Source organism: Aquirufa novilacunae, assembly GCF_045310505.1.
Classification (GTDB): domain Bacteria; phylum Bacteroidota; class Bacteroidia; order Cytophagales; family Spirosomataceae; genus Aquirufa; species Aquirufa novilacunae.
On record NZ_JBEWZG010000001.1, the window covers coordinates 1,125,936 to 1,149,058 of the forward strand.

The following is a 23,123-nucleotide window of genomic DNA, read 5'->3' on the forward strand; positions in this document are numbered from 1 at the left end:
TGATTTAGAATAGAGATCCTGTCTCGGCTCTAGGCGCTATCCCCACGTGGCGGTACGCTTTTTCTGTAGCCTCACGCCCCCGAGAGGTGCGCTTCAAGAATCCCTCTTGAATTAAAAAGGGTTCATATACTTCTTCAATAGTTTCAGCCTCCTCGCCACAAGCCGTAGCAATGGTCGTTAAGCCGACTGGGCCACCTTTAAATTTCTCAATGATGGTCATTAGAATACGGTTGTCCATTTCGTCTAGCCCGTTTTGGTCTACATCTAAGGCATTTAAGGCGATTTCAGCGATTTTAACATCGATGGAACCATTACCTTTCATTTGAGCAAAGTCGCGTGTACGACGCAATAAATTGTTCGCAATACGCGGTGTTCCACGGCTACGACGCGCAATTTCATAGGCCCCAGACTCGTCTATCGGCATATCTAAAATCGCCGCTGAGCGTTTCACGATTTTAGTCAATAAAGCAGCATCATAATATTCCAGACGCGCATTTATCCCAAAACGCGCCCGCAAAGGCGAAGTCAATAAACCGGCTCTCGTGGTCGCTCCGATCAGGGTAAAGGGATTCAAACCGATCTGAATACTGCGCGCATTAGGCCCAGAATCCAACATAATATCAATCTTATAATCCTCCATCGCGGAATACAAATATTCCTCTACGATGGGATTCAAACGGTGAATTTCGTCAATAAATAAAACGTCGTAAGGCTGCAAATTCGTCAACAAACCCGCTAAATCGGAGGGCTTGTCTAATACGGGACCCGAAGAAATCTTCAGGGTAGAACCTAATTCGTTCGCGATGATGTGAGATAAAGTCGTCTTGCCTAAACCTGGAGGCCCGTGTAATAAAACGTGATCCAAAGCCTCCTCACGGGCTTTTGCCGCCCCTACGAAGATTTGAAGGTTGTCTACAATTTTACCTTGACCCGAAAAGTCCAAAAAGCTCAAGGGCCGCAGGGCCTTGTCAAACTCTTTCTCTTGTGGGTTCAACGCTTCCGCATCCCCAGTTAAATAATCTTCACGCATCGTCGAAATAGTAAATTGAAATCAAAGATAATTTTTTTATTGAGAAGATTTTATAGTTTTGGAAAACCAAAATAACAACCTCCACCTATGTCATCCATTTTCATCGGCGAACTAGCCGGAACTGCTACCCTACTCTACCTTGGAAACGGCGTTGTTGCCAATATGTTATTAAAAGATACGAAAGGAAGTGGTACAGGATTATTAGCCATCGCAGCTGCCTGGGCCTTTGCAGTCACCATTGCCATTTATGTTTCCACCTATTTTGGAAGCTCCGGTGCTCATTTAAATCCCATTGTAACCATCGCCGGATGTGTAAAATCAGGGGATTGGAGCTTATTTCCTACGTTTATTGGAGCCCAATTAACGGGGGCGATGTTAGGCCAATTATTAGTTTGGCTACATTATAAGCCACATTACGATGTTACGACAGACAAAGGGGCGATATTAGCTACCTTCAGTACAGGTCCAGCGATTAAAAATACTCCCTTTAATTTTATTTCAGAAGCTTTTGCCTCCGCAATTGCGGTGGTCGCCTTAGGTACTTTTTCAACGATTGAAACGGGATTAGGGCCATTTTTGGTTGGTATTTTAGTCTGGGCGATTGGTCTAGGCCTAGGGGGAACTACAGGTTATGCGATTAATCCGGCACGTGATTTAGGACCACGCATTATGCACGCTATTTTACCTATTCCTAATAAAGGGGATTCCGGCTGGGAATATGCTTGGATTCCGGTAGTAGGACCCGCTGCTGGTGCCGTGTTAGGTGCCTATATTTTGACTCTCAACTAATTGACTATGTACGTAGGATCCATTGATCAGGGCACGACAAGTTCCCGTTTTATCATCTTTAATAAGGCTGGGGAGATTATTTCGGTAGGCCAAAAAGAGCACAAACAGATCTATCCCCAAGCGGGTTGGGTGGAGCATGACTCACACGAGATTTGGAAAAATACACAAGAGGTCATCGGTTTAGCCCTAGGCAAAGCGAACCTTTCCGCGAAAGATTTAGCAGCGGTGGGAATCACCAACCAGCGAGAAACTACCGTCGTTTGGAATAAAAAAACGGGCAAGGCTTATTATAATGCGATCGTTTGGCAAGATACGCGCGTGGGATCTGAACTAGCAGAATTAGCGAAAAATGGGGGAATGGACCGCTTCAGAGCCAAAACTGGACTACCATTAGCCACCTATTTCAGCGGTTTAAAGCTGCGCTGGTTATTAAATAATATCGACGGTTTACGTGCAGACGCAGAAAAAGGCGATGCCCTTTTCGGGACGATGGACACCTTCATTGCTTGGCATTTAACAGGTGGCGTTGATGGCGGAATCCACATCACGGATGTGACCAATGCCAGCCGCACCCAATTAATGGACTTGCAAACCTGCGCTTGGGATGACGAAATTCTGCAGGTATTAAGCATTCCAAAAGCCATGCTCCCAGAAATCAAATCCAGCTCACTCGTTTATGCGAAGGCGAAAGGGGTGCTTGGTGGCGTTCCTCTAGCAGGAATTTTAGGAGATCAACAAGCTGCTCTTGTGGGCCAAACCTGTTTCGACCCCGGTCAAGGCAAAAATACCTATGGAACTGGCTGTTTCTTATTGATGAATACGGGAACGAAAGCTATTCCGTCCCAATTTGGCCTACTAACAACCGTGGCCTATCAATTAGGCAACGAACCGGTACACTTCGCACTCGAAGGATCCGTAGCGATTACAGGTGCACTAGTTCAATGGTTACGTGATAATTTAGGCATTATCAAGCATAGCCCAGACATCGAAAAGCTGGCTAAACTAGTAGAAGACAATGGTGGATGTTATTTCGTCCCGGCCTTCTCCGGATTATATGCACCCTATTGGAAACAAGATGCCCGTGGAGCCTTAGTGGGTTTAACGCGCTATATCAATAAATCACACATCGCTCGAGCTGCCTTAGAGGCCACAGCTTTCCAGACTTGGGAAGTTTTAGAGGCCATGGAAAAAGACGCAGGTATCCCAATCGCCTCCCTTCGGGTAGATGGCGGGATGGTCGTGAATCAATTATTAATGCAATTTCAGTCCGACATTATCGGTGAAGAAGTAATCTGCCCTAAAATTATTGAGACTACGGCTTTAGGTGCTGCTTATGCGGCAGGACTAGCGGTAGGATATTGGGAAAATCTAGATGATTTACGGAAAAACTGGGGAATTGCGCACACGTGGAAACCTGCGATGGATTCCGAAAAGCGTGCGCATTACCGCAAGCAATGGAAGAAGGCGGTGACTAAAACCTTTGACTGGGAAGATTAGTATTTGCCCGAGTCATCCCATACGCAGGACATGCGGCTTGTCTCGAACACGAGGCGAGCACGCAGGCCAATGCTACGATTAAAATTCCTTTTTTCATCTTATACCGAAGCTAACTTCGCTTTAGCTGGTGATTCTTTTTTAGCCGCTACTGGTTCACCGGACTGTTGATATCCTAAAATATCTAACATCGGTGCACTCTTTTGCTCTTCTGAGAATAAACGCGTCGTGATGGTTCCGTCTTCTAAACGGTCCACAATAACATGCTTAGGTGCAGGGATTAAGCAGTGTTGAATTCCGCCATAACCACCTAGAGACTCTTGATACGCCCCTGTATGGAAGAAACCTACGTATTGACGCTCTGATTCCTCTTCAAAGATCGGCAAGTACAAGTCAGAACTATGGGCCTCTGTATTATAGAAATCCATCGAATCACATGTCAAACCTCCTAGGTTCACTTTTTGGTATGGCATGCCCCAGTTATTTACTGGAAGCATAATATACTTCTGGTTCATTCCCCAAGAGTCAGGCAGTTGCGTAATAAATGAGCCATCAATCATGTACCAAAGCTCTTTATCATTCTGTAGTTTTTGGTCAATAATCTCATACAAGACCGCTCCACTTTCACCTACGGTATAAGAACCGAATTCGGTGAAGATGTTAGGTACAGGCACATTATTCTTATTGCAAATCCACGAGATCGATTCAACGATTTCATCGACCATGGCTTGGTAATCGTAGTTAAATTGTAGAGAAGTTTGGATCGGTAATCCACCGCCTAAATCGATCGAATCCAATTCAGGACAGATCTTTTTCATTTCGCAATATTTGTACACGAAACGGCTTAATTCAGACCAATAATAGGCAGAATCCTTAATTCCCGTGTTAATGAAGAAGTGTAACATCTTCAAATTAAAACGCGGATTAGGCTTGATTTTCTCTGTGTAAAGGGTGTTTACATCGGAATAACGTAAACCTAAACGAGAGGTATAAAACGCGAAATCTGGCTCCTCATCTGTTGCGATGCGAATGGCTAAATTCACTTTTTCTGCCGTCACTGATTTCTCGTAGAAATCAATTTCTTTCAAGTTATCTAAAACCGGAATACAGTTAAAACCGTCGTTAATTAACTCAGAAATGTATTGGGTATACAAAGGCTGCTTGTAGCCATTGCAAAGAATATACGTCGATTTAGAGATTTTTCCTTGGTTGTACATATCGCGAATGATCGGGATATCGAACGCACTAGACGTCTCTAAGTGTACATTTTGTTTCAAAACTTCTTCCAAAATGAAAGAGAAGTGAGATGACTTCGTACAATAGCAATAGGTATAGTTTCCTTTGTAATTGTATTTCTTGATCGCATTACGAAACAAAAGTTTCGCATTCTCGATGTGTTCGGAGATTTTAGGCAAATAGGAAACCTTTAGAGGAGTGCCGTATTGCTTAATGATTTCCATTAAAGGCACATTGTTAAACAACAATTCATTGTTCTCATTGATATTGAACTCACGAGTTGGAAACTCAATGGTTTGGTCAATTAGATCGATGTAATTTTTCATCTCTATGTTTAAATGCACCCGAGTTCACCTCGAGTTTGTGGAAAAACGTGCAAAACTGCAATAAAAGTATGTACTTTGCAAGACAAATACACATTAAGTTATTATGTCCAAAATTCATTTTATCGCCATCGGTGGTGCCGCTATGCACAACTTAGCCCTTGCTCTTTTAGCACAAGGACACGAAATAACGGGCTCAGACGATGAAATCTACGAACCTTCTAAAAGCCTGTTAGAAAAGCATGGCCTGCTTCCAGCTGAATTCGGTTGGTTCCCAGAGAAGATTAACCAGGACATTGATACCATTGTTTTGGGGATGCACGCACGTGCGGACAACCCCGAATTGTTGAAAGCACAAGAATTAGGGTTAAAAATCGAATCCTACCCATCGTTCATTTACGAACAAAGCAAAAACAAGCAACGGATCGTTATCGCAGGAAGCCACGGTAAAACGAGCATCACATCGATGATCTTGCACGTTTTGAAGACGCTAGAGCGCAAATTCGATTACCTAGTAGGTGCTAGAATTGAAGGTTTCGACTTGATGGCCTCTATCACAGATGCGCCTATCATGATCATTGAAGGAGATGAATATTTAGCCTCCCCTATCGATCGCCGTGCTAAATTCCTTTTATATCAACCGCATATCGCCTTGATTTCGGGAATCGCTTGGGATCACATTAATGTATATCCTACATTTGAATCTTATACACAAGCCTTTGAGAACTTAGTGAAAGAAATGCCCAAAGCAGGTCACTTATTCTTCGACAAAACAGATAAAACCCTAGAAGCTATCGCAGAATCTTGCCCGGAACATTGCCATTCAGAAGGTTACAAGGCCCATGATTCGGTGATTCGCAACGGCCAAACTTTCTTAAAAGGAAATGATGGGAAGGAATATGGCTTGCAGGTTTTTGGAGAACATACCTTAAAGAACCTGCAAGGTGCCTTGCACATCTGCACTCAACTAGGAGTGAGCGAAACGGAATTCTATAAGGCAATTCAGTCCTTCAAAGGAGCTGCTAAACGCTTAGAATGGGTTGGTGAATCTGATACTCAATTATTCTACAAGGATTTTGCGCACGCGCCTTCGAAAGTAAAGGCAACCACGCAAGCCTTAAAAGCCCAATTTCCGCAGCGAAAATTAGTGGCAGCTTTGGAATTACATACGTTCAGTAGTTTGAATCCCGCATTTTTACCTGAATACAAGGGTACATTAGCGGATGCGGATATGGCGATTATTTATTTGAGCGAGCATGCGCGGGCTATTAAACGAATGGATAAGATTGAAGCGGAAACGGTTCAAACCTATTTCAATCACCCGAACTTAATTGTATTGAGAGAGCAAGCTGAATTAAAGGAATACCTGTTAAAACAAAATCAGGAAAACCAAAACCTATTGATGATGTCTTCTGGCACCTTCGATGGTCTCGATTTTCCTGGCTTAGCTACGGAACTCGGGTTACGAATTCAATAATTGATCTAATTCTTCTTTAAATCCATTCAATAAAATCTCCTTCATGGAGATTTTACGTTTCTGGGTATTGATTTTACTCAAGGTAACTTTGTCTTCCATCATGCGCGTAGCTTCTGCTTCCGCGATAGCAGTTTCTAATTCTCCACGCTCCTTCTTCGCCATGTAATCCATCTGGTTGATCATGATTTTCAACTGCTCGATGCGTGGCTTTTCATTCAAATTTGCATGGCGATACGAAATCACACGAAGCAAATAATTCATCTCGAAAATTTTATCGCAAATGGTACGGAACCGTTCTGCTAACGAGCGATCCATGTTTTTCACTTGAGCAGAAATCTCTTTCCACTTCACTAAGTTCGCTTTCGCTAAGTCAGCGGTGGCTACGATATTGACCTGGTCTTTTAGACGCAATTCTAAATCACCAGCCATCGAAGTTAATTCAAGCACACGTGGATCTACGCGTGGCTTGTAGTCGATTCCTTTGATACGATTATATTTCTCGAAGAACATGTCATTCGCCTTCTTGAAGTTCTTCCAAAGCATCGACTGCTTCTTAGGAGGCAGGCCTACCACGTTCTTCCACTCTTTCTGAATCTCCTTCACTTTTACCACCGAATCGTCGATGTCTTCCGCCTTACGCAGTTGGTGAACTTGATCAATATAGCCCTGTAAAATCAGGATTTTTTCGTCTATTTGACGGTTTTTCTCTTCAAAATAGCTACGGCGCTTTAAGAAAAAGGCATCTAACACCTCTTGAAATTCTGCCGTTAATTCGTCTTGAAATTGTTTGTCAACGGGACCCGTTTTCACCCACTTCATCTTGACCTCCATCAATTTGTCCGTCGCTTCTACCACATCTTCCTCTGCAGAGATTTCCTTCGCGTCTTGAATTAAGGCACGTTTGATTTCTAAGTTTTTAACTTGGTTAGCTTGGATTAACTCTTTCAAGTAAACCTCGTGCTTGTCTAATTCCGTTAATAAAGGTTCGAAATCACCTAAGCCATCGAACTCGATGAGGTAGGTTTTCATTTGTAAGACTTTGGTCAGAAAAGAACCTTTATTCTGTGCCGCTTCTATCTCAGCAGACAGACCTTTTACCTTGCTCAAAGCGAGGTCAAAACGTTTCACAAAATAGGCTAATGCTTCCTCTTCTGAATTACGCACGAATCCAATTTCGCGCTCTGGGTAACTTAAATAGGCGTTGATGAAAACTTTGCCGTCGCGGCAAAATCCAAACTTGTTTGATGTGGGCTGGCTCATATGTTTTAAAGAAAGAGCTTCAAGTATGTACTTTGGCTCAAATGTTAATCGTAATTCTTATTATGCCTCTAATTTATTTAAAAAATTGCGATATTTGTGGGTTGTACAAAATTAAATTTCATGAGTAACGAAACCATCATCTTTTCGATGGAGCGTGTGTCGAAAGTCATACCTCCTCAAAAGACCATCATAAAAAATATTTACCTGTCGTTTTTCTACGGCGCAAAAATCGGGGTACTCGGTCTTAACGGATCAGGAAAGTCCACTTTGTTGCGCATTATTGCTGGAATCGACAAATCCTATACGGGAGATGTCGTTTTTTCACCAGGTTACACGGTAGGATTATTAGAGCAAGAACCTCAATTAGATCCGAATAAAACGGTCATCGAAGTAGTAGAAGAAGCCGTTGTAGAAATCAAGAACCTGTTAAAAGAGTTTGACGAAATCAACGAAGCATTCGCTGATCCAGATGCTGATTTTGACAAATTATTAGCGCGCCAAGGCGAAGTACAAGAGAAATTAGACCACTTCAACGCCTGGGAATTAGATACGCGTTTAGAAAAAGCGATGGATGCACTTCGTTGTCCTCCATCTGATGCCCTAGTGAGCACACTTTCTGGGGGTGAAAAACGCCGTGTGGCCCTTTGCCGCTTGTTATTACAAGAACCGGATGTCTTGTTATTAGATGAGCCGACGAACCACTTGGATGCGGAATCGGTAGACTGGTTAGAGCAACATTTACGTCAATACAAAGGTACCGTGATCGCCGTAACCCACGATAGATACTTCCTAGATAACGTGGCAGGTTGGATTTTAGAATTAGACCGTGGCGAGGGTATTCCTTGGAAAGGAAATTATTCGTCTTGGTTAGAGCAAAAGCAAAATCGCTTAGCACAAGAAGAGAAGACCGAATCGCGTCGTCAGAAGACCTTGCAACGCGAATTAGAATGGGTTCGTATGGCGCCAAAAGCGCGTCAAGCGAAGTCTAAAGCCCGTATTGGTGCGTACGAAAAACTCCTTTCAGAAGAGAACAAACAGAAGGAAGACAAGTTGGAATTATTCATTCCTGCGGGTCCTCGTTTAGGTAATAAAGTGATCGAAGTGCAGGGGGTGTCGAAATCCTTTGGCGATAAATTATTGTACGAAAACCTTAGCTTCTCCCTACCTCCAGCTGGAATCGTCGGTATTATTGGGCCAAACGGTGCCGGTAAGACGACCCTTTTCAATCTGATTACAGGAAAGATTCAACCAGATGCGGGGACTTTCGAAGTAGGTGAAACGGTGAAACTGGCTTATGTCGATCAAGAGCACAATCAATTAAAAGCGGAGAAGTCTGTTTTCGAAACGGTTTCAGATGGCAATGATTGGGTGATGTTAGGTGGAAAGCAGGCGAATGCGCGTGCTTACGTAAGTAAATTCAACTTTAACGGAGCAGATCAAGAGAAAAAAATCAGCATGCTTTCGGGTGGAGAGCGTAACCGAGTTCACCTAGCGATGATGCTGAAGGAAGGTGCGAACGTATTATTACTCGATGAGCCTACGAATGATTTGGATGTGAATACACTTCGTGCCCTGGAAGAAGGTCTAGAGAGCTTTGCAGGTTGTGCGGTAGTCATCTCCCACGACCGTTGGTTCTTAGACCGCATCGCGACGCATATTTTAGCGTTTGAAGGCGATTCGCAGGTAGTTTGGTTTGAAGGTAATTATTCAGAATACGAAGAATCACGTAAGAAACGTTTAGGGGACACAACTCCGAAGCGTATTCGTTACAAGAAATTACAGTAATATGACATCAAGAGAGAAAATTCAGGCAGTCATTGACGAAATGGGCAAGGTGGTGATAGGCCAAGAGCGCCTCATTAACCGCCTATTAGTCGGTCTTTTTACCGGCGGACACGTCCTGTTAGAAGGGGTGCCTGGATTAGCTAAGACTTTGACCATTAATACCTTAGCTAAAATTCTCGACTTGCATTTTCACCGCATTCAGTTCACGCCGGATTTATTGCCTGCGGACTTAGTGGGAACGATGATTTATAATCCAAAAAAATCGGAATTTGAAGTAAAAAAAGGGCCTATTTTCGCTCAGATTATCCTTGCAGATGAGATTAACCGTGCCCCAGCTAAAGTGCAATCTGCTTTATTAGAGGCCATGGCGGAGAAGCAAGTGACGATCGGGGATACGACCTATCCATTAGATAAGCCTTTCTTGGTTTTAGCGACTCAAAACCCGGTAGAGCAAGAGGGGACTTTCCCGCTTCCAGAGGCACAGGTGGATCGTTTTATGCTGAAGGTTTTCTTGAATTACTTAGATAAAGATCAAGAGTTAGCCGTGATGCGCCAAAAGTCCAACATGGACTTCAATTACGAGCCTAAAACCGTATTGAACGCAGAAGATATCGCTAAAATTCGCAAAGAAATCAACGAAATTACGATTTCGGAGACTTTGGAGAAATACATCATTGAACTCGTGTTTGCGACGAGAAATCCGGCTGAATATGGTCTGACACAAGAGGCTGGCTATATCCAATTCGGAGCTTCGCCACGTGCCAGTATTCAGTTGAATTTAGCCGCGAAAGTGATGGCTTACTTAGAGGGGCGTGATTATGTGCTACCGGAAGACATCAAGGAAATGGCTCCGGATATCCTGAATCACCGCATTATTTTAAATTATGTGGCGGAAGCGGATAACATCACGACTTTGCAAATCATCCAATCGATTTTAAGTAGCGTCGCAATTAATCGCTAATTTTTTTGGGTAAAATTGGGGTATTTATTGCTTTTAGAGCAAAATAGATCCGTATGAAATACCTTGTTATCCTGTGCCTTTTCTTTTTTAGTTTCACTGCGACCGAGCCTATGCGCGTATACCTGATCGGGGATTCGACGATGGCAGACAAGGTTTCGGCAGACTTTCCAGAGACAGGTTGGGGGATGCCTTTTTCACAGTTGTTTAACGAAGCTGTGGAGGTTCAAAATCACGCATACAATGGCCGCAGCACGAAAAGCTTCCGCAGAGAAGGCCGTTGGGCGAAGGTATTTAATCAGATCAAAAAGGGGGATTATGTGTTGATTCAATTTGGCCATAATGATGCCAAAGTCTCAGATACGAGTCGTTATGCTCCTGCCCAAACCGACTTCCGCGAGAACCTCATTCGCTATGTTCGCGAGACACGCTCAAAGGGCGGAATTCCTATCTTATTAACGCCTACGCAACGTAGAAAATTTGATTCCACAGGCGTATTTGTGGATCAACATGCGGATTATCCAAGTGTCGTTCGCGAAGTAGCCGCTGCTGAAAAAGTATTATTAATCGACGTAGAAAAAGAAAGCAAAAAATACATCAGCGCCGAAGGGCCGGAGGGAGCTAAAAAAATGTTCCTACATTACCCTGCCGGCATTTTCAAGAAGTTCAGCAAAGGGGTAGCGGACGATACGCACTTCTCTCCTTTTGGGGCGAGAAAGATTGCATCGATCGTCGCTGAGGCCGTTTTAGCTTCGAATGAACACCTGCGCAGCTTCTTAAAGAAGTCTAGCTTCTATCAAAAATATGCCTTTGAGTTACCTAATGTAGCAGAGACGGCATTTAAAAAAGACACATTTAACATCGTTTCCTACGGAGCCGTTTCATCCGCAAGTGCCTTGAATACCTCGGCGATTCAACAGGCCATCGACATCGCAGCCAAGCAAGGTGGTGGCGTGGTACGTGTGCCTGCTGGTTTTTGGGTGACGGGTGCGATCACCTTACGCTCGAATATTAATTTTCATTTAGACGCTGGTGCGGTCTTGCAATTCAGTGCAGATGCGGCACAATATCCTTTAGTTCGAACAAACTGGGAGGGTGTCGATGCGATTCGGGCTCAATCCCCTATTACGGCTATCGGCGAGCGCAACATTGCGATTACGGGTGCTGGTATCATCGATGGAAATGGGGAAGCTTGGAGACCGGTGAAGAAAGGAAAATTAACACCGGGCGAGTGGGACAAATTGGTTCGTTCGGGTGGCGTGCTAGATGAGAAGAAAGATACCTGGTATCCGACTCTTCGCGCATTAAAAGGATCAACTATGGATCGACCAGGTGTCATAGCGGCAGGTTTTACAGAGGCCAAAGCCGAGGAAATCAAAGAATTCCTTCGCCCGAACATGATCTCGCTTCGCGAATGTGAGCAAATCTTATTAGAAGGCGTTACTTTCCAAAACTCCCCCGCATGGAACGTTCACCCTCTTCTTTGCAAACACCTAACGGTAGAAAACATCACGGTCAAAAACCCCTGGTTTGCACAAAACGGCGATGGTATCGACATCGAGTCTTGTGAATATGTGTCCGTTCGTAACTCCCGCTTCGATGTGGGTGATGACGGAATCTGTTTAAAATCAGGTAAAGATGCGGAAGGCCGTAAAAGAGGCCGCCCAAGTGCGCACATCACCATCGATAATTGTGTCGTATTCCATGGCCATGGCGGTGTCGTAGTCGGAAGTGAGATGTCGGGCGGTGTGCATGACTTATTCGTGTCGAACTGCCAGTTCTTAGGAACTGACGTAGGTTTACGCTTCAAAACAGCCCGCGGTCGCGGTGGTGTGGTAGAGAATGTCTACATTCAAGATATCAGCATGAAGAACATTTCCGGCGAGGCCATCTTGTTCGATATGTATTACCAAGGAAAAGATCCCGTGGCGACATTCGGAAATGGAGACGAAACACCTAAAATCGAAAGCAAACCTGTGGATGCTGGAACGCCACAATTCAAGCATATCTACGTAGACCGCGTGGTTGCGAAAGGAGCAGAAACTGGATTATTAGTCCGCGGACTTCCAGAAATGCCGATTCACCATATCAATTTATCTAACTTAGATATTGAGGCGAAGCAAACCTTCCGAGTTATTGAAGCAACAGATATTCACCTTTCGAATGCGAAATTCAAGCAGACGGGCGATAAGAAACCGGAATTGATTAATGTGAAACGCTGGAAACTGAATTAATATAGACTAACATCCACTTAGTTCAGTTTGGCGTTTTTTTATCTCTCAATAATAATACTCGGATCGATCACATATCGGCCAGATTGATCTCCATAAAGAGATAATCCGCCTTCTGTGGACTCGAATCGCAAGATTAATTTCCCCGTTTTAGCTGCTTGCTGCCAAGCAGACGAAGGAATCACCCCTTGGACTAAATAGCCATAGGTTCCAGCCTCATCTAATTTATTATTGCGCGCTTGGTAATGCCACGACAAAATCCCTTGGTGATCCGCTGGGTCGTCTGCCAGAACCGTTTCTTTCGCTAAAACTCCATTCGCACTCACTTTCAACTTAGCAGGTGTGGTGTAGCGATCGGTTTGTGGATAGGCATTAGGATTAACGCCCGGGTCAAACGTTCCTTTGCCTAACATATAGTCGCCATCCATTTTACCTGCATCATCACGATCCTTGCCTAAAATGGGTTTAGCGGAAGCTTCCACTAAAAAACGAACTTGCTTGATGTCTGACGTACCCGAAGTAGGGAAAGGAATTTCATATTCGAAATAACCTGCTCCCGCACCATTTAATTTATGGCCTAAAACGCCTTCCCACTGTTTTTTAGGCCAGCTTGCAGCACTATAGCGTTCTACTGGTACAGAAATCAATTGACCTTTCGCAGGCTGTGTGTTTCCTTCTTCCACAATGAGATATACGAAATTGCGATGCACGACTTTCCCAGCAGCGTCACTTAGTTCGAAGGCTAATGTGTTAATCGATTTGTCAGCTGGCAACACCACCTGCACCGAGTCAAGCGCCTTCACGTCCCAAGCTGAATAGTTTAACTTAGCAGATTTAGTCCAATGGTTTTGCTTCTCCCCTGCCGCATTGGTTCCGGATAATGTCATTTTCAAGGTCAAGGAACCCGACTTATCTATTAACGAGGAAAGGTGTAATGGAATCTTGATTTTTTGACCGGCTATCCCTGCAAAGGTGATTTCCTGACCTGTGGAAAGATAAAATGGACTGTGGAAATCGAGCAGCGACATGCCTGGAACAATGGCATTTAAGCCTGTTTCCTTTTCAGTCCGATCGAATTTATAATAGCCATTCCACTCATTAATGACATCGTGGTGCTCGGTGTAGAGCCAACCCGCCATCTTCGGATGATTCCGGAAAGAATTCATCGCCTTGTGGTAATCGAAAGTATAATCCACATCGCCCGTGCTTCCCTGGTAACCCCAGACGTTGCCAAACTCCGAATTAATCATCGGCTGGCTTCCTTGCTGATATCCGTTCTCAAAATTCCACGAACTTCCTGGATAGGTTTTTGCGGAATGTTCATCGAGCAATTTATCCCATTCATACCCTGCTTGGTAGGCATGCCAGGAGTTGATGTCGGTTTCGGTATGACCTCTACCGCAACAAACGGAATTGTCTTCGACGAGGCGAGTGGGGTCTAGTTTTTTGGCCAAATGATACACCGATGCCACCCATTTCTGTGTTTCCGGCGTATAGGTCGCCTTTTTATCTTTGTGGGTAAACAACCCCCAGGTTTCATTAAAAGTAATCCAGGAGAAAATCGCTGGGTGATTATAGTCGCGCTTGATCATCTCATGCAGCGTATATTCAGACTCCTTTTGCATATCCGCCTCCGGATCGCCCCAGGAATTAGGCAAGTCAGACATCACTAGAAGGCCCAATTTATCAGCCCAATACAATTTGCGCGGCACATCCACCTTGATGTGCGTACGAATTCCATTCAACCCAATGCGCTTAGAACGTACAATCTCATCCTTCATAAATTGATCGGACGGAAAAGTATAAAATCCCGTCGGATGGTAACTTTGATCTAGGGCCAGTTGTACATAAATAGGCTTATTATTCAATCCGATATACGGAATCTTCGAGCCCGGTAAATTCACCACGGAAATCTTCCGCATCCCAAAATACCCCTTCACCACATCATTCCCCGAGGTCATCGTCAACCCATATAAATAGGGATCTTCTAAAGACCAAAGATGCATCGCTTTTATAGCCATGTCTACACTACCCTCTTGCATCCCAGCCGGGATTTTCACCACGGCTGATTGGCCATTAGAAAGCTTCACTTGAACAGCTTGTTCCTTCGAAACAGGTGCCCCTAAATAGACCTTAATCTGTGCTTTTTTCGCATCGATATCCGGATTAACGGCATAATGATCGATAAAATTAGCGCCTCTCGCCTCTAGATAAACGGTCTGCCAAATCCCCCGCGCATTACCGTAACCTTGCTTTCCATAGAGCGTAAACATCCGACGTTTGTCATCTGCTCTTATGGCAAGGTGGTGCGTGGAGCCCGGTTTTACACCGGCTAATTCCGCATCAAAAGGCGTATATCCACCTTGGTGGTTTCCAATTTTAACCCCATCTAAATAGATCGACGTTTCCCAATCCGAGGCCCCAATATTCAGGAAAATACGCTTCCCAGTCCAATTGGCAGGGATTTTAATTTCCTTGTGGTACCAAGCGACATCCGCCTCGTCTTTTACTTCAGATAGCGCAGATCCCCAGGGAAAAGGAACTAGGATTTTCTTCGCAAAGCGGGATGGTACTGTTAAAGTAGAATCGAAGGTAAAGTCCCAATAACCATTCAAATTCATCCATTGCGTCCGCTCTAGGTCTGGACGAGGATGTTCAGGAAGGGGTTGTGGTTTCTGTGCAAACGCACAAAAAGATAGTCCTGCAAGCAGGAATAAGGCGATTTTTTTCATAGGTTTAGCTGTCAGCTGTAATAAGCTGCGGTCACAAATTTGGCAAAAAATCCGGGATATTTATCAAATAAGCGTAATTTTACGGCATGAGTGAATTAGCTGAGTTAAAGAAAAAGATCCCTACCCAGGTGGCGGTCTTAGGTGGAGGAAGCTGGGCTACGGCTTTAGTGAAAATCCTTTCGGAGAATAATGTGAAAATTAAGTGGTGGATCCGCCGGAAGTCGGACGTGGAATTCATCCGTAAATACAATCACAATCCCAGCTATTTGACGGATGTGGCCATCAATCCACGTAAAGTGAAGACCTACAGCAAGATGGTGGATGCCCTTGCGGGAGTTGAATACATCATCCTAGCGGTTCCTGCCGCTTTCATTCCTAGTACGTTAAATGATTTAAATAAGAAACATTTTGAGGGCAAAAAGGTGGTTTCAGCCATCAAGGGGATGATTCCAGACGAAAATCTGTTGGTAACGGATTGGATGGAGCGCGCCTTTAATTTGCCCTTAGGCCAAACCTGTGTCATCGCTGGCCCTTGCCATGCGGAAGAGGTTGCCTTAGAGAAACAGTCGTATTTAACGATTGCTTCGCCGGATTTGAGCCTAGCTCAATCCTTCTCGAACCTATTGAATAGCCGCTTTTTGCAAGCGCATGCCATCCAGGATTTGTATGGTGTGGAATATTGTGCCGTTATCAAGAACATTGTGGCGATGGCTTGCGGTATTACGCGGGGATTGGGTTTTGGGGATAACTTCCAAGCCGTGCTCGTGAGTAATGCGATGCAAGAGATCAAGATCTTCTTGGATGTCGTTTATCCAGAGAAAAACCGTGATTTAAATAGTTCTGGTTACTTAGGGGATTTACTCGTGACGGCTTATTCGCAGTTTTCTAGAAATAGAACCTTTGGAAATATGATCGGTCGCGGGTATTCCGTGAAGTCCGCTCAGATTGAGATGAATATGATCGCAGAGGGCTATTATGCCGTGCGAAGTATCTACAGCATCTCGCGTCAGCACAACATCAAGTTGCCTATTATCGAGGCGGTTTATAACATCGTATACGAAAAAGCGAATCCGATGTTAGAGATGAATAAGCTAAAGGGTTTCTTAAAGTAAGAATGAGCGAATTAATTCGGCTGTTTTTGCCAAAGATTCCGCCGACGGCTTCATCTTCTCCTGCGAGAAATTAATATCCAACATCCGATTCATGGGTACTAAATGCACGTGTGCATGCGGCACCTCTAAACCAATCACCGCCACTCCTACGCGCTTGCAGGGAATCGCCTTCTTAATAGCTGGCGCAATCGTCTGTGCAAACTTCATCAAATCACCTAGCAATTCCGGCTCTAGATCGAAGATGTAATCCACCTCCTGTTTTGGGATCACTAATACGTGACCCTCCACTAAGGGCATTACATCTAAGAAAGCTAGAAAGCGATCGTCTTCTTTGATAAGATGACAAGGGATTTCTTTGTTGACAATTTTGGTAAATATCGTGCTCATATTAGTCGATGCGTTTCAAATTACATTTCGTGATCGGCTTTATGATCATAGGCACTTTCTCTAATTTAACGGCATCAGAATCCAGGCCAAAGTATTTGTCCTCCGAATGCGTAAACTGCTTCACAAAGAAGTAGGCCTTCATCACCATACGATCTAATAAAGGAAGCTCATTATCATAAGACAAGAATTTCTCCAATACCACGAAACGGAAATCACCGATCACATTTTGCTCGTTCAAGGACTTGTAACGAGAGGTAATATCCACCTCGCCACGGGCCACCATTTCTTCTACCACCTTACGGAAGTACAAGTTAATGCGTTGCTCCACTTTAAAACCTAATTTAAAGTTCACCTTGATGATATCATCCGGCTCAATTACCGTCACCTTGTATTCCATTGCATACGGATCATCCAAGGTATCCACATGGACGAACCAATAGATATCGGCACGCTTAGGACGTCTTTGGAATATAGAATAGATAATCTTCGATTCGATGTCTGACACACGACCCGCATTGGACATAAAGACTAAGTGTGTCGCGTATTTCGGAATCGTCTCATCCTTACTCAACTCTTTTAAAGGCTCGATATAATCCGATAACTTCTCGTATTCAGTTAATTTCTTCTTAATTCGAGTGGCTCTAAACCATACCCACATGATCAAAATAATGACCCCAGCAATGAATAAGGAAACATAACCACCATGCCAGAATTTCTGCAAGTTCGCCACTAAGAAAGACCCTTCTAAAGAAACGTAAACAGCTAAGAACAAGAGAATCCACCACATATCCACCTTCTTAATGTGCAAGTAATACGCCATTAAAGAGGTCGTCATTAACATAGTCAACGTGATCGCTAAACCATAGGCCGCTTCCATATTCGCTGATTCTTTAAACCACAAAACAACTCCCACACAACCCATCCATAACATAATGTTGATGGAAGGAACATATAACTGTCCTTTTTGATCAGATGGATAAACCAAGCGAACACGTGGCCAAAAGTTCAAGCGAATCGCTTCTGATATCAGGGTAAAGGAACCCGAAATCAAGGCCTGCGATGCGATAACCGCCGCTGCCGTTGCAATCATAATCCCTGTGAATAAGAACTCACGTGGTAACAATTCAAAAATTGGTTTACGTACGCCTAATAATGCCCCTTCATGAGCTAATAACCAGGCTCCTTGTCCGAAATATTGTAAAATCAACGCAATCTTCACAAAAATCCAGCTCACCCGAATATTCTCTCTTCCACAGTGGCCTAAGTCAGAATAGAGCGCTTCCGCTCCAGTTGTACATAAAAATACCGCTCCAAGCGTCCAGAATCCAGCCGAACCCGCTTGGTGAGTTGTCAATAAATCCCAAGCATAATAGGGTGAAAGAGCTCTAAAAATAGACCAATCTTGGCCGATCCAAATCAGTCCCGTCAAGGCTAACATCGAGAACCAAACTAACATAATCGGTCCAAAAAGCTTTCCTACAACCTTCGTTCCAAAGATTTGGAAGACAAAAAGTACCGTCAAAATAACAATTACAATAGGAACCGTGTCCGTCACAAATGGCGTTCCATCCGCATGATGAAGCATCTTTAATCCTTCAATCGCAGAAGAAACTGAGATGGGCGGTGTAATAATTCCATCGGCTAAGAGAGTCGCACCACCGATAATGGCAGGAAAGGTAAGCCACTTTGCATGACGTCTTACTAACGCAAAAAGGGCAAAGATTCCGCCTTCACCCTTGTTATCTGCCCGTAAAATTAAAATTACATATTTTAAAGTCGTCTGTAACGTCAACGTCCAAAAAATACAAGATAATCCACCTAAAACGGTTAATGAATTAATCGGATTATCTCCGATGATTGATTGCATTACATATAATGGAGATGTTCCAATATCTCCATAAATGATCCCCATTGCCACTAACAAACCTGCGGCTGTGGCTTTACTTTTGTGTTTGTGTTCCATTATTAATCTCTAGGGAGTAAAAGTCTTATCAAGCGGCTTTGTTTTGATTACTAAATAAGTGCAAAAAATGCACAAAATTGTACTATTTCTATCTGTTTTCTTGAAATATTTCAAGAAACGGATGCAAATATAGATTTAATTTCCTGATAATGAACTTCCTGTGAAATTAATTTAAGACGTAGGTGTCAACCGATTCTCCTGGCTCGATTTTGAGCACTCGTGTTAATACTAAAAGCACTAATTTTCTGGAAGCCAGCCAGGTAGGAATTTTAGCCTCCATTGCTAATTCTGATAAGGTAATTTTACCCTTCTCCCGCACGTAATCCAATAGAAAACGTTCTACATCTCCGTAGGCAAAGCTAATCCCCTCCTCGTTCTCCCTTCTGAGAATTTGCTTCATTTCTTTGCTCGCTTGAATAGTGCGATCTTTCACGCGCACATAGCAGATGGGATGCGAATCCGTTTCGAGTTGGACAAAATGAGGTTTATCCACACTTTCATAAACTTGATAGACCAAAACTTCCCGCCCATTATCTAATCGAATTCGATACGCGCGGTAGGTGAAGGCAGGGAAACAATATTTCTCGATGGCTCTCTCTAATAAAAATTGCTCTTCTTCGGCGAATTTCACTCCTTCTATAACGCCCGCATCACTCACCCCTACAAAAAGATGGCCACCTTCGGTATTCGCAAAAGCCACTAATTCTTTGACGATCTTCTCCGGATATTTCACCTTCATCTTGAACTCCAGCCGAAGTCCCTCGCCGTGACGCACTAAATTCTTTAGATTGCGAACATCTAACAAGCTCTCTTCTTCGTCTCCAAAAGGTAAATCCAATAAAATTTCTGAACCGATTCGCATGACACTCGAAGATAGCTAATTATTTTTTTATTTATTAGTATAGTTATTCAATAGACAATATGTACCTTTGTGTAAATATCGTTTTATGGCACCTGCAAACCTCGAAAAAGAGCTCCTTTCTAGAAACCTCCCGGAACGCATTCAGTTCATTGCTTCGTATTTTGCGGGAGAAAAAATCGTCTTTTCTAGCTCCTTTGGGCAAGAAGATCAAGCGATAACGCAGGCCATAGCGAGTACAAAATCGAATATCGAAATCTTTACCCTCGATACCGGCCGTCAATTTCAAGAGTCTTATGAGTTGATGGATTTAACGATAAAAAAATACGGTATCTCCATTCAAACCTTTTTCCCTTCTACGCTTGCCGTCGAAAAACTGGTGGCTGAAAAAGGGTTTAACTCCTTCTATGTTTCTGTAGAGAACCGAAAAGAGTGTTGTTTTGTTCGAAAAATGGAGCCATTATCGCGCGCATTAAAGGGAGCCAAGGTTTGGATTACCGGATTACGCGCCGAACAATCAGAAAACAGAGCGGACATGCCCATCTTAGAATGGGATGATAGCCGTCAATTATTCAAGATTAATCCACTGATTGATTGGGATTTTAGCACTTTAGAAAAATACTTAACAGATCACAAGATTCCCCAAAACCCCTTGCACAAAAAAGGGTTCATTTCTATCGGATGCGCGCCGTGTACACGAGCAATTTCGGAAGGTGAACATCCGCGTGCAGGACGTTGGTGGTGGGAGAATTCACAAAAAGAATGTGGTTTACACGCCTAATATATGCAGACAATACAAGACAAAATTGGCCATTTTCCTCGCCAACTAGAGGATGAATCCATTTACATTCTTCGCGAAGTAGCGGCGCAATTTGAGCGCCCAGCCCTACTTTTCTCAGGAGGAAAGGATTCGATTACCTTAGTTCGTTTAGCCCAAAAGGCTTTCTTCCCAGGTAAAATCCCCTTCCCATTAGTGCACATCGACACGGGACATAATTTCCCAGAGACGATTGAATTTAGAGATTGGTTAGCGAAAGAAACGGGAGCGGAATTAATCGTGCGCTATGTGCAAGATTCCATCGACCAAGGAAAAGCGAAAGAAGAGTCTGGTAAATATGCCTCACGTAATGTATTGCAAACGGTTACCTTATTAGATACCATCGAGGAATTCAAATTCGATGCTTGTATCGGTGGGGCGAGACGCGATGAAGAGAAGGCGAGAGCGAAGGAGCGGATATTCTCGGTGCGTGATGATTTTGGGCAATGGGATGCAAAACGCCAAAGACCTGAATTATTTGATATGCTAAACGGCCGCATCGCGGTGGGTGAAAACGTTCGTGTTTTTCCGATTTCGAACTGGACGGAACTGGATGTTTGGAACTACATCAAAGAAGAAAAGATGGAGATCCCGAGCATCTATTATTCGCACAAACGCCAGGTGATTGAGCGGGATGGAATGCTTTGGGCAGATTCTGAATACCTGAATAAGGAGGCAGATGAGATTCCTTTCGAGGCAACAGTTCGTTTTAGAACAGTGGGCGATATGACTTGTACAGCGGCGGTTTCTTCGGATGCTACCGATATCGATGTGATTATTGAAGAGATTCTTTCTGCCGAAATATCCGAAAGAGGGGCGCGTATCGACGACAAACGTTCAGAGGCCGCCATGGAAAAGAGAAAGCAACAAGGTTATTTTTAATTCAATCAAAGACAAGAACACATGGATATTTTACGCATAGCTACCGCAGGTTCCGTTGATGATGGAAAAAGTACCTTAATCGGTCGCCTATTATACGAGACTAATTCGATTACCAAAGATAAAATAGAGGCCCTTGAAAGTGCTTCTAAACGCAAGGGACTAGACTTTTTAGACTTATCTCTTTTGACTGATGGCTTGATCGCCGAGCGCGAGCAAGGAATCACTATCGATGTGGCGCACATTTATTTCTCCACACCTACCCGCAAGTACATCATTGCGGATACCCCGGGTCACGTGGAATACACGCGTAACATGGTGACAGGTGCCTCGAACGCGAAGGTTTCCTTAATCCTAGTGGATGCCCGCCAAGGTGTGGTTGAACAAACGGCTCGACACTTGTCGATCGCCGCGATGTTGCGCATCCCGAAAGTGATCATCTGTGTAAACAAGATGGACCTAGTGCAATACCAAGAATCGACATTTAATGCCATCAAAGAAAGTCTTTCCGAATTAGTCGCTCAAACGACTTTCGAAGGACAGGAAATCAGCTTCTTGCCTATTTCTTCTTTGTACGGCCAAAACATCACCCAAAAGGCTAGCGAAATGCCTTGGTTTAGCGGCAATACACTCTTAGGCGAATTAGAAGCCTTCGAATATGCCTCTACCCTAGCACATGCACCAGCTCGTTTCCCGGTTCAATTTGTGGTGAGACCGATGACCGAAGCCTACCACGATTACCGTGGTTATGCGGGTAAAATCAGTTCAGGCACGTTTAAAGTGGGCGACAGCATTCGCGTCTTGCCTACGGGTCAAGAGAGTACGATTGCGACGATTGAGAAATTTGACAACAAACTATCGCAGGCAATCGCCGGAGATTCGGTAACGATCACTCTAACGACAGACATCGATATTTCGCGTGGAAATACGCTTGTATTAGCTTCGGAAGATCAGGCTCCACAATGGAAAGATTTTTCAGCCCAAGTTTGCTGGTTAGATCACACAGCATTAACTCCAGGTAAAACGTATTTATTGCAACACGGAATTAATATAACGAAGGCGAAAATTTCACAAATTACGGAACGTCTAGACGTGGCGACTCAAACAGCTACAGAAGGTGTCTCCGGTTTGCAACTTAATGAGATTGGTACCATTGCTTTGCGCACGGCACAACCGATTGCTGCCGATCAATATGCAGCAAATCCAGCCAATGGAGCCTTTATCCTGATCGATGAATTCTCAAATTCAACGGTAGGAGTCGGTTTCGTGAAATAAATTATTGGTATTTTTTAGGGGCGTAGAGGAAGCCAAAAGCCTCTGCGCCTTTTTTTGTATGCACCTCGTGGTGCACATAATGCGCTTTCATGATGCGCTTCATATAGGCAGAACCCGCCTTGTATTTAATCTTGATTCGACGGTGCACGATGATATCGTGGAAAATAAAATAGAAAAGGCCATAGGTCGCGATGCCTAATCCAATCCAAAAAAGTGGCCAATACTCCGGAATTTCAGCCCCCACGATGATGGTTAAGGTAGAAGAGATCCCGAAAACCACGGAGAATAAGTCATTCTTCTCCAGCTTATTCTTGTGATGTACGTGGTGGGATTCGTGCCAATTCCACATAATGCCGTGCATAATGTATTTATGGGTGAACCAAGCCACGCCTTCCATTCCTAAAAATGTCCCTAACCAAAGTAAAATTCCGACTACCATCATAACGCTATTTCAACCAAAATTACGGCGAATTGTTTTAAAAACCACCCTCACCTTTGGCCTAAATCAATTATCTT

Annotated in this window: 18 protein-coding genes; 10 read left to right on the forward strand and 8 right to left on the reverse strand. The window is 43.8% G+C overall.

Annotation, left to right across the window (positions count from 1 at the left end; translation table 11 throughout):
* Nucleotides 1–4 precede the first annotated feature (4 nt).
* The gene (ruvB, locus tag V7S74_RS05035) at nt 5–1,030 is read right to left on the reverse strand and encodes a Holliday junction branch migration DNA helicase RuvB (RefSeq protein ID WP_406777668.1); all 1,026 of its coding nucleotides are present in this window, start codon (nt 1,028–1,030) and stop codon (nt 5–7) included.
* A gap of 87 nt (nt 1,031–1,117) precedes the next feature.
* Between ruvB and V7S74_RS05040 the strand changes: the two genes are divergently transcribed.
* Together V7S74_RS05040 and glpK are read left to right on the forward strand one after the other, a co-directional pair.
* Nucleotides 1,118–1,819, forward strand: a complete 702-nt coding sequence (locus tag V7S74_RS05040; RefSeq protein WP_406777669.1) for an MIP/aquaporin family protein — start codon at nt 1,118–1,120, stop codon at nt 1,817–1,819.
* Nucleotides 1,820–3,316, forward strand: a complete 1,497-nt coding sequence (glpK, locus tag V7S74_RS05045; protein ID WP_406777670.1) for a glycerol kinase GlpK — start codon at nt 1,820–1,822, stop codon at nt 3,314–3,316. It begins immediately after the preceding gene.
* A gap of 98 nt (nt 3,317–3,414) precedes the next feature.
* Here the strand turns inward: glpK and V7S74_RS05050 are convergent, their stop codons facing one another.
* Nucleotides 3,415–4,875, reverse strand: coding sequence for a type III PLP-dependent enzyme domain-containing protein (locus V7S74_RS05050; protein ID WP_406777671.1), 1,461 nt, complete (start codon nt 4,873–4,875; stop codon nt 3,415–3,417).
* 103 nt (nt 4,876–4,978) lie between these two features.
* On the opposite strand from V7S74_RS05050, the gene V7S74_RS05055 reads away from it, so the two are divergent.
* Nucleotides 4,979–6,349, forward strand: coding sequence for a UDP-N-acetylmuramate--L-alanine ligase (locus tag V7S74_RS05055; RefSeq protein WP_406777672.1), 1,371 nt, complete (start codon nt 4,979–4,981; stop codon nt 6,347–6,349).
* Here the strand turns inward: V7S74_RS05055 and V7S74_RS05060 are convergent.
* The gene (locus V7S74_RS05060; RefSeq protein ID WP_406777673.1) at nt 6,335–7,609 is read right to left on the reverse strand and encodes a DUF349 domain-containing protein; all 1,275 of its coding nucleotides are present in this window, start codon (nt 7,607–7,609) and stop codon (nt 6,335–6,337) included. The genes V7S74_RS05055 and V7S74_RS05060 overlap by 15 nt on opposite strands.
* Before the next feature lie 120 nt (nt 7,610–7,729).
* Here V7S74_RS05060 and ettA point away from each other — a divergent pair, with 120 nt between their 5' ends.
* The 3 genes from ettA to V7S74_RS05075 are packed head-to-tail and all read left to right on the forward strand — an operon-like array spanning nt 7,730 to nt 12,586.
* Nucleotides 7,730–9,394, forward strand: coding sequence for an energy-dependent translational throttle protein EttA (gene ettA, locus V7S74_RS05065; RefSeq protein ID WP_406777674.1), 1,665 nt, complete (start codon nt 7,730–7,732; stop codon nt 9,392–9,394).
* 1 nt (nt 9,395) lies between these two features.
* A complete protein-coding gene (locus V7S74_RS05070; RefSeq protein WP_395616865.1) occupies nt 9,396–10,355 on the forward strand; it encodes an AAA family ATPase in 960 nt (319 codons plus the stop codon).
* A gap of 53 nt (nt 10,356–10,408) precedes the next feature.
* Entirely contained in the window at nt 10,409–12,586 is a 2,178-nt protein-coding gene (locus V7S74_RS05075; RefSeq protein WP_406777675.1) for a glycosyl hydrolase family 28 protein, read from the forward strand.
* A 38-nt stretch (nt 12,587–12,624) separates the two neighbouring features.
* Here V7S74_RS05075 and V7S74_RS05080 read toward each other — a convergent pair whose 3' ends face one another.
* Nucleotides 12,625–15,315 (reverse strand): glycoside hydrolase family 2 protein, encoded by a 2,691-nt coding sequence (locus tag V7S74_RS05080; protein ID WP_406777676.1) that lies wholly within the window; start codon nt 15,313–15,315, stop codon nt 12,625–12,627.
* Nucleotides 15,316–15,401: 86 nt separating this feature from the next.
* Here V7S74_RS05080 and V7S74_RS05085 point away from each other — a divergent pair, with 86 nt between their 5' ends.
* Nucleotides 15,402–16,427, forward strand: coding sequence for an NAD(P)H-dependent glycerol-3-phosphate dehydrogenase (locus V7S74_RS05085; protein WP_406777677.1), 1,026 nt, complete (start codon nt 15,402–15,404; stop codon nt 16,425–16,427).
* On the opposite strand, the gene V7S74_RS05090 is transcribed toward V7S74_RS05085, so the two are convergent.
* From V7S74_RS05090 to V7S74_RS05100, 3 genes are all read right to left on the reverse strand, one after another.
* Nucleotides 16,419–16,814, reverse strand: coding sequence for an HIT family protein (locus V7S74_RS05090; RefSeq protein WP_377977476.1), 396 nt, complete (start codon nt 16,812–16,814; stop codon nt 16,419–16,421). The two genes, V7S74_RS05085 and V7S74_RS05090, sit on opposite strands and share 9 nt — an antisense overlap.
* A 1-nt stretch (nt 16,815) precedes the next feature.
* Nucleotides 16,816–18,777, reverse strand: a complete 1,962-nt coding sequence (locus V7S74_RS05095) for a KUP/HAK/KT family potassium transporter (protein ID WP_406777678.1) — start codon at nt 18,775–18,777, stop codon at nt 16,816–16,818.
* Between the two features lie 166 nt (nt 18,778–18,943).
* Nucleotides 18,944–19,639 carry an AlbA family DNA-binding domain-containing protein gene (locus V7S74_RS05100; RefSeq protein WP_406777679.1) on the reverse strand — a complete coding sequence of 232 codons (696 nt, stop codon included), beginning with the start codon at nt 19,637–19,639 and terminating at the stop codon, nt 18,944–18,946.
* Nucleotides 19,640–19,724: 85 nt separating this feature from the next.
* Between V7S74_RS05100 and V7S74_RS05105 the strand changes: the two genes are divergently transcribed.
* From V7S74_RS05105 to V7S74_RS05115, 3 genes are read left to right on the forward strand one after another with little or no spacing between them, the layout of a single operon-like run.
* Nucleotides 19,725–20,417, forward strand: a complete 693-nt coding sequence (locus V7S74_RS05105) for a phosphoadenylyl-sulfate reductase (protein ID WP_406777680.1) — start codon at nt 19,725–19,727, stop codon at nt 20,415–20,417.
* A gap of 3 nt (nt 20,418–20,420) precedes the next feature.
* Entirely contained in the window at nt 20,421–21,335 is a 915-nt protein-coding gene (cysD, locus tag V7S74_RS05110) for a sulfate adenylyltransferase subunit CysD (RefSeq protein WP_406777681.1), read from the forward strand.
* A gap of 21 nt (nt 21,336–21,356) precedes the next feature.
* Nucleotides 21,357–22,607: a sulfate adenylyltransferase subunit 1 gene (locus tag V7S74_RS05115; RefSeq protein ID WP_406777682.1), complete on the forward strand. Its 1,251-nt coding sequence runs from the start codon at nt 21,357–21,359 to the stop codon at nt 22,605–22,607.
* Nucleotide 22,608: 1 nt separating this feature from the next.
* On the opposite strand, the gene V7S74_RS05120 is transcribed toward V7S74_RS05115, so the two are convergent.
* Nucleotides 22,609–23,046, reverse strand: a complete 438-nt coding sequence (locus V7S74_RS05120) for a sterol desaturase family protein (protein ID WP_406777703.1) — start codon at nt 23,044–23,046, stop codon at nt 22,609–22,611.
* Nucleotides 23,047–23,123: the final 77 nt, after the last annotated feature.